The following is an 8377-nucleotide window of genomic DNA, read 5'->3' on the forward strand; positions in this document are numbered from 1 at the left end:
TATGTGCAACTTTTTATATATCATTATAGCTACATTGTAATTCCGCCAACGGGTAAACTTATTCTTTACGTAATGGTATTGCACGGCTTTGATGGCTAAAAGTGTTGAGCCTGCAAAGAACACCGTTGCCCCACACTGCACGAGGGTTTGCCAACTTATGTTTAGTCTCCATCTTGCACTAACTGCACCTTCATCGTGTTTGTTACTTGCACAATCCCCCCTCAATTAACCATGAACAATAAAACCATCCTGAACAAAAGCAGCTAGAAAAAATAGCATTATGCTTAAACCCACTAAAAGCATAGCCACTATTTGCAAGTGCACAGGTGTATCTACTTTGTTAAATTTAGTATTATTATTTTACAACACAAACCTTCCAAAACAACAATTCTAGCGAAAATTAGAGCTAAAAAGCTCAATATTTTGTTCAAATTCTCGTCTCTTACGTTTTGCTTTACATCAGATTTAAGCACAAAATCGTCTTTTTGTACCTTTTGGGCGTTCTATTTGGCGTTTGACTCGCCATTTTTCGCCTCCCCAAAAACCGATTTTTTGTGGTAAAAACCCACTTTTTACGCCACTTTTCAGTCCAAAAACACGTAATCCACGTATCATTTTTTAGACAAAAAATCTCTCTACGATCTGCAAAACATAGCATTTTGTTCTGCGTTTTGCTGCATTTTACCTTGCGTTTTGCAGGAGATAGCACTGCGTTTTGTAGGAGATAGCACTGCATTTTGTAGGAGATAGCACTGCGTTTTGTAGGAGTTAGCATTGCATTTTGGTGCAAATAGCTCGAAAATTCATAAAAAGCACGGTTTATCTCTTCTAAAATCCGCTTTACCAAGATACACCATCCAACTTCTTTTTATACAAAAACAACCCCTCGCGAGAATGGATTATTTGCGAGCGAGTTGGCAGTTGGTGATAAAAAAGCCACTCACAATGTTAAAATATCTGCCATATATTTTACATTTCTCCAAAGCCAGCTACTATAAACAAGAATAAAACAACAATTAAAGAGAAATAAAAAACGCCCCGATGTAAAGCCATCTTAGCATATTTTGTTCAGACAGCTTTTACATGGAGCGTAGTTTTTTAGAGGGTTTACTACATATTCTCACATTGTTCGTCGCCATGTACGGGAATCTTGGCATCTTTATCGGTTTTTTCAGCCTTATAACCAAACTTCTCGAATGCCTTTTGCAATTTCTCCTCAGTAGTCTTTTTAGGGTCGAAGGTTATGTAAACCTTTTGGGCCTCAACATCTGTTTTAATTTCTTTCACCCCTTTTTCAAAGCGGAGATTGCCTTTAATTTTGGCTTCGCAACTTTGGCAATGCATCTGCGGAGTGGTGGTAAACACAACGGTTTTAAAATCCTTGGCGGCTGCAATCATGGCTACCATAAAAAGCAGCATCGTAAAAAATAACTTCTTCATGTCTTTGTTTGTTTATGGGCGGTGGCCGAACTAACGCTCAGCACACCCACCCTTAGTGATGATTTTTATTCTATTTTATGATTCAAAGGAGTTGTTAAGGGCAGGCACTAAACATTCAGTATTGCGGCATTAGCGCTACTGTGCCATTAAAGGCGTTGCCCCAGATTAATTCGGATGCCAATATAAGCCATCGCCCCTTGCACGGGTCCGTAAACCATAGTAGGTTCAAAGCTGTTAGCCCATGGATTACTAAAACCAATAATGGGATTATGCTGCTTATAATTAGTGAGATTTTCGCCACCCACATACACCGAGAAATGTTTGAAATAACGCGTAACCTGCGCGTTAAGCTGTGGATAAGCCTTAAAATTGGGCTGCCACGAGAGATTTCCCGATGCCATGGTGTAAGGTTGTGGCATTCTGCCACCCCCATTCAACACCGCCGTTGCATCAAACTGCCATAGTGCAAGCGGTGTTTTGTAGCTAGCAGTGAGCAGAGCTTTATACCTACTTTGCAATGGTTTCCACAAAAGTTGTTGGCCATAAGTGGTTTTAACGAGATTATAACGATAGGCCGCTGTAAGCTCAAGACTATTGAAGAAAAGATACGAAGCATCTACTTGGAAAGTGTGCGAGTAGCTTTTACCATTAAGATTGGTTATGCGCAGTTCTTCAGGATTGGAGTCGTAGTCTATTATAGCCTGCTCTAAGAAATGGGTATAATAATAATCGGCGTTCAGCTTAAGCGCCTGTTTGCCTATAGGGATAACAAAGCTTAGACTACTGCCATAGTTCCATGCCGCTTCTTGTTTCAAGTTGTCTATAATAAGCCTACGCCCAGAAGCCATCAAGTAATTGTTTTCGGCCAGTGCGTGCGGGCTACGATAACCCTTGCCAGCCGAAAGACGAACGGTGAGGAACTGTGCGGGCATCCATTTAAGGTGAAAACGCGGAGTAAAGAACGTGCCATACACATTGCTATGATCTAAGCGCAAGCCAGCCATCGCCACGAGATGATTGTTGAGATTGTAAGTATATTGCACGTATGCGCCAGGTGTTGTCTCGCTTTCTAAGCCACGTTCCATGGGATAGAGATTGCCATAATTGGCAGCAACAGCACCTAAAGGCAAAGTTAAGCTTTGGCGCAGATAATCGTGATTAAGGCTCAAACCTGCAGAGAGATTGTGTTTGGGTGTGAAATCGGTTTCGAACACTAGCGATGCATAGGCACTTTTCTCGTTCACATCATATTGTTTTATGCCATAAAGTGCATCTTGCTTATGTAGAGATGCATTAGCCAGTAAGGCGATGTTTGTGCCATGTGCGGCATTAAGTATAACGGCATGTTTCATATAAGCCTCGTATCGCTGTGTGCCAATGTCAATTCGGTAAGGTGCTGTGCCACCATACAAGGGCAACGCTCCAGCTACTTGCCCATTGGTTCGGTCTTCTTTTAAAAGCGATAAGCCAGCATGTAGCATGTAGTTGCCCGCTTTCCAGAACCAGCGGTTTTGCAAGTTGAATTGTTTAACTTGGGGGTCGTCTTGAAATCCATCGCCATTACCATCGCTGTGGTTCCAATTATTCTCGAAGTGCGCCAATATTTCTGTGCTAAGATTTTTATTGCCGTTGATGTGAATATTGCCATCAGCATTGGCTTCAACTTTCCCCATGGTGCTACCATAGAGATTTAACGAGAGTCCTTTTTCGTCTTCGGGCTTTACATATTCCACATTTATTTGTCCGGTTATGGCTTCGTATCCATTCTTCACCGACGAATTGCCTTTGCTCACCTGCATGCTTTTCATCCAGTTTCCAGGCACATAGCCCAAACCATAAGGCAATGCAGCACCGCGAAAATTAGGCAGATTTTCGGTTAGCATTTGCACATAAGTGCCACTCAGGCCCAACATTTTTACTTGCTTAGCGCCGGTGGTGGCATCGGTGTAGTTTACATCTACCGAAGGATTGGTCACAAAACTCTCGCCAAGGTTACAGCAAGCAGCCTTAAAAAGTTCGTCGCGCGAGATGTCTTTGCCATTAAGTGCGCCTTTAAGCGAGCGCATGGTTGCCTTACGACTTGTAATGGTGACGTTAGACAGGGTGTGTTCTTTCATTATTGCAGCAGTATCGGCGGTTACTTGCTGTGCTGCAGCAGGCATAACAAACAGAAGTGAGATGCCCGATAAATATATCAGTTTATTCATTTGGTTTGATTTTGTTGTTTATAAAGTTGATGATACCACAAACCACGGCTCCAAAAACTGGTGAGACTTTGCGCCTACTACTACCCTAGCGACCTAATCAAAAACAGATTAAAGACAGATAATGGTTGTCCATAAGACTAGACGCTTGCGTGCACAAGCTAAACAACCCACAGCATAAGGCGAGGATTTGGTATCAATAGCGTTGATAATTTGGCACAATTATCCCTTCTTGCATGACGCAAAAAGGCACAAAAGGCCTTCCATTACTTAAATTTAAAGCAACGGGAAACAACAAAATCAAATTAAAAGTGTTGTAAGTAACCGGAGATATTGCCGTTTGGTACCATGCACAAGCGGATGCGACATTCTCCAAGATGCCCTTGCACAAACAGGCAAAGGCAATAAATCGTAGTGCGTTACAAGCTGCGGAAGCAACGAAAGCAACACGGGCTGCAGATGATGAAAACCAGTTGGCACCATGTCTGTAGGCGACAAGGTTCTTATTTGCAGCCTCATGCAATGGTTAGCATCGGCATCATTGCAATGCCTTTTAGAAGACTGATGGGCAACAGACACACTACCAGTATGTTCGCACACCACGGTCATGATGCCCGAACCAATCCACACAATCATTAAAGAGAGTATGAAAGAGAGTATTATGTTTGTTGTTCTCTTCATCATTAGCATTGCAAAGTTAAATAATAAATCTCTAACACCATAAACAAGTGCTCACTTTTTTATATTTTTTTCGCCCCCTATCCATGCAAACAACCATGTGCTAGCATCATGCTACGCCTGTGAGAACGGAATTTAAGACCATGCAGAAACGCCTTTTTAGAACATTGTTTTTTACTTTCGCTTGCTGATGTGGATTAAATGGCGTAACTTTGAAGCTGAAATTTAATTATGCAGGAAACAAGAAAGACAAAATGGAAGACTTTGTTCATCTTCACGTACACACATATTATTCTATTCTAGACGGGCAATCGAGCATACAACGCCTGGTAGATAAGGCTATTGCTAACGGCATGAGTGGCATGGCCCTTACCGACCATGGAAACATGTTCGGCACAAAAGAGTTTTTTAACTATTGCAAAAAGGTTAACGGAAAGCGCAAAGAGGAAGGGTTACCCGAATTTAAACCCATCATTGGCTGCGAGATGTATGTGGCAAGACATCGCAAAACAGACAAGGTGAAGGAGAACGGAGACATGAGTGGTTACCACCTTATTGTGCTGGCAAAGAACTACACGGGATATAAAAACTTGATAAAACTGGTGTCGAGGGCATGGGTTGACGGCTATTACATGCGCCCAAGAACCGACCGCGAAGACCTTGAGACTTATCACGAAGGGCTGATTGTTTGCTCGGCATGCATCGCCGGAGAAGTTCCGCGCAAGATATTAAGAAATGATATGGAGGGCGCACGCGAGGCCGCGCAATGGTATCACCGTGTGTTTGGCGATGATTATTACCTGGAATTGCAACGACATGAGGTGAAAGACCCGCACATCCGCGCCAATCGCGAGGCTTTTCCGCTGCAACAGCGCGCCAATAAGGTGATGTTGGAAATGGCAGAAGAGATGGGTATCAAGGTGGTATGCACGAACGATGCGCATTTTGTTGACCAAGAGAATGCCGAAGCACACGACCACCTGCTGTGCTTGTCGACTGGCAAAGACCTAGACGACCCCACACGCATGCTCTATTCAAAGCAAGAATGGTTTAAAACGCGCGAAGAAATGAATGAGGTGTTTGGCGACTTGCCACAAGCCATGCGCAACACGGTGGAGATTTTGAACAAGGTGGAAACCTACTCTATCGACCATTCGCCCATCATGCCCTTCTTCCCCATACCAGAAGACTTTGGAACAGAGGAACAATGGCGGGAGCGCATCTCAGAACAAGAACTCTACGACGAGTTTACGAGCGACGAAAACGGCGAAAACCAACTGCCACCCGAAGAGGGCAAATCGAAGATTAAAAAGCTTGGCGGATACGAAAAGCTATACAGAATTAAGTTTGAAGCCGACTATCTGGCTAAACTGGCCTACGATGGCGCTAAGCGCTTGTATGGCGACCCACTATCCGAAGAGGTGCGAGAACGCGTAAACTTCGAATTGCACATTATGAAAACAATGGGTTTCCCTGGCTACTTCCTCATCGTGCAAGACTTTATCAACACGGCACAAAACGAATTGGACGTGATGGTTGGGCCGGGACGTGGGTCGGCAGCAGGCTCGGTTGTGGCCTATTGTTTGGGCATAACAAAGATAGACCCCATAAAATACGACTTGCTGTTTGAACGTTTTCTTAACCCCGACCGTATTTCGTTGCCTGATATTGATACCGACTTTGACGACGACGGACGCGGGCGCGTGCTGGAATGGGTGGAAGATAAATACGGACACGACAAGGTGGCGCACATCATTACCTATGGAACAATGGCCACGAAAAACTCGATTAAAGACGTTGGACGTGTGGAAAAAGTGCCACTCAAGATTGTAAACGACTTGTGTAAGCTAATCCCCGACAAATTGCCCGATGGCTTGAAAATGAGTGTGGCCAATGCCATAAAGGCCATTCCCGAACTGCGCGAAGCTGAAGCATCGGCCGATGAGGGCCTGCGCAACACCATGATGTATGCCAAAATGCTTGAAGGAACAGTGCGCGGAACGGGTATTCACGCCTGTGGAACCATTATTTGCCGCGACGCCATTAGCGACTGGGTGCCTGTTTCGACAGCAGAAGATAAAGCCGACCCAGGACATAAGCTGCTTTGTACCCAATACGACGGGCACGTTATCGAAGAAACGGGACTTATCAAGATGGACTTCTTGGGACTGAAGACGCTTTCCATCCTGAAAGAAGCCGTGGAAAACGTGCGCATATCTACGGGAAAGACCATAGACTTGGAGAAAATACCCATTGATGACCCGAAAACCTACCAGCTGTATTGCGAAGGAAGAACGATTGGAACATTCCAATTTGAGTCGGCTGGTATGCAAAAATACTTGCGCGAGCTGCAACCATCGGTCTTCGAAGACCTCATTGCCATGAATGCGCTATATCGCCCAGGGCCAATGGACTACATACCCGACTTTATTGAGCGCAAACGCGACCCCTCAAAAGTGAAGTACGACATCCCTTGCATGGAGAAGTATCTCAAAGATACGTACGGTATCACGGTGTATCAAGAGCAGGTGATGTTGCTCTCTAGGCAGCTGGCCAACTTTACTCGCGGACAAAGCGACACGCTAAGAAAGGCCATGGGTAAGAAACTTATTGCACAGATGGATAAGTTGGAGACACTGTTCTATGAGGGCGGAATGAAAAACGGACACCCAAAGGAAGTGCTCAACAAGATTTGGGAAGACTGGAAGAAGTTTGCTTCGTATGCTTTTAATAAGAGTCATGCCACATGCTACTCGTGGGTGGCTTTTCAAACGGCCTACTTCAAAGCGCATTATCCAGCCGAATATATGGCTGCCGTGATGAGCCGAAACCTTGCTAACATTTCCGATATCACCAAATTTATGGACGAATGCCGAGCAATGGGCATCAAAACACTTGGTCCCGACGTAAACGAATCGCGCATAAAATTTAGTGTTAACAAACATGGTGAGATACGTTTTGGACTCGGTGCCATCAAAGGCATGGGCGACGCAGCAGCACAAGCCATTATACAAGAACGTGAAAAGAACGGGCCATACACCTCGGTGTTTGACATGGTGCAACGCGTGAACCTTAGCGCTGTGAACAAAAAGGCCATTGAAAGCTTGGCGCTTAGTGGCGGCTTTGACAGTCTGGGCATTGCACGCGAGAGCTATTTTGGCACCGACAACAAGGGTGCAACCTTTATCGACAACATCACTCGCTACGGTCAGCTCTTCCAAATGGAACAACAGCAAATGCGCAATTCGCTCTTCGGCGAAAGCAATGCCGTGGAAGTGGCAACGCCACCAGTGCCACAAGCCGAACGATGGAGCAGCATAGAACGCCTTAACAAAGAACGCGATCTGGTGGGTATTTATCTCTCGGCACACCCCTTAGACGATTATAAGATTGTGCTCAACGCCATGTGCAACACCGGATGCAACGAATTGGAAGACAAAATGGAACTGCTGAAAAAGACAGAAGTGACATTTGCAGGCATGGTTACCAACACCCGCTCGGCTGTAACCAAGACTGGCAAGCCCTGTGGCTTTGTTACCATCGAAGATTATTCGGGTTCGGGCGAACTGGCTTTCTTTGGAGAGGAATGGGGACGATGGAACGGTATGTTCGAAGTGGGCCGCACTCTCTTTGTGAAATGCAAGTTTACACAGAAATATGAGGGAAGTAAGTTTGTTGATTTGCAGGTGCTGAGCATAGAATATTTGCAAACAACATTCGAAAAACGTGTGCAGCGATTTACGATAATGGTAGACAGCGAGCACATCGACCAAAGAATGGTGAACGACATTGTGACAATGGTGAGCGACTCGCCTGGACAAACAGAATTGTATTTTGAGGTGTTCGACACCGAAACACACAACACGCTACTGCTTAGATCGAACATTCCACCAATAAGAGTGGAACGCACACTGGTGAACTACGTGGAGGGCGACCCCAATATGAACTATAAGGTGAATTAACCCCCAAATCGGAAGTTAGACCACAATGTTTCCAGAACTCTTGTTTTTGTGTTGTTTCCTTACATCTTTTATTTTCTTGTCGGCATCTTGTAT

The 8377-nt window shown here is 44.8% G+C and carries 4 protein-coding genes; 1 reads left to right on the top strand and 3 read right to left on the bottom strand.

Translation table 11 applies throughout. The features are described from left to right. Positions 1-1110 precede the first annotated feature (1110 nt). From QME03_RS11140 to QME03_RS11150, 3 genes are all read right to left on the bottom strand, one after another. Positions 1111-1440: a heavy-metal-associated domain-containing protein gene (locus tag QME03_RS11140; protein ID WP_025815654.1), complete on the bottom strand. Its 330-nt coding sequence runs from the start codon at positions 1438-1440 to the stop codon at positions 1111-1113. 146 nt (positions 1441-1586) lie between these two features. Further along, on the bottom strand, positions 1587-3647 hold the full coding sequence (locus tag QME03_RS11145; protein ID WP_281724403.1) for a TonB-dependent receptor plug domain-containing protein: 2061 nt from the start codon (positions 3645-3647) through the stop codon (positions 1587-1589). 297 nt (positions 3648-3944) lie between these two features. Continuing rightward, positions 3945-4328, bottom strand: coding sequence for a hypothetical protein (locus QME03_RS11150; RefSeq protein WP_232227217.1), 384 nt, complete (start codon positions 4326-4328; stop codon positions 3945-3947). A 248-nt stretch (positions 4329-4576) separates the two neighbouring features. Between QME03_RS11150 and dnaE the strand changes: the two genes are divergently transcribed. Then, on the top strand, positions 4577-8284 hold the full coding sequence (gene dnaE, locus QME03_RS11155; protein ID WP_281724404.1) for a DNA polymerase III subunit alpha: 3708 nt from the start codon (positions 4577-4579) through the stop codon (positions 8282-8284). Positions 8285-8377 lie beyond the last annotated feature (93 nt).

The sequence above is a fragment of the Hoylesella shahii genome, assembly GCF_937990675.1.
Classification (GTDB): Bacteria; Bacteroidota; Bacteroidia; order Bacteroidales; family Bacteroidaceae; genus Prevotella; species Prevotella shahii.

Bases quoted from the DNA above. Each gene is read 5' to 3' on its own strand.
- QME03_RS11140 (WP_025815654.1), bottom strand. From the start codon at position 1,440: ATGAAGAAGTTATTTTTTACGATGCTGCTTTTTATGGTAGCCATGATT.
- QME03_RS11145 (WP_281724403.1), bottom strand. From the start codon at position 3,647: ATGAATAAACTGATATATTTATCGGGCATCTCACTTCTGTTTGTTATG.
- QME03_RS11150 (WP_232227217.1), bottom strand. From the start codon at position 4,328: ATGATGAAGAGAACAACAAACATAATACTCTCTTTCATACTCTCTTTA.
- dnaE (WP_281724404.1), top strand. From the start codon at position 4,577: ATGGAAGACTTTGTTCATCTTCACGTACACACATATTATTCTATTCTA.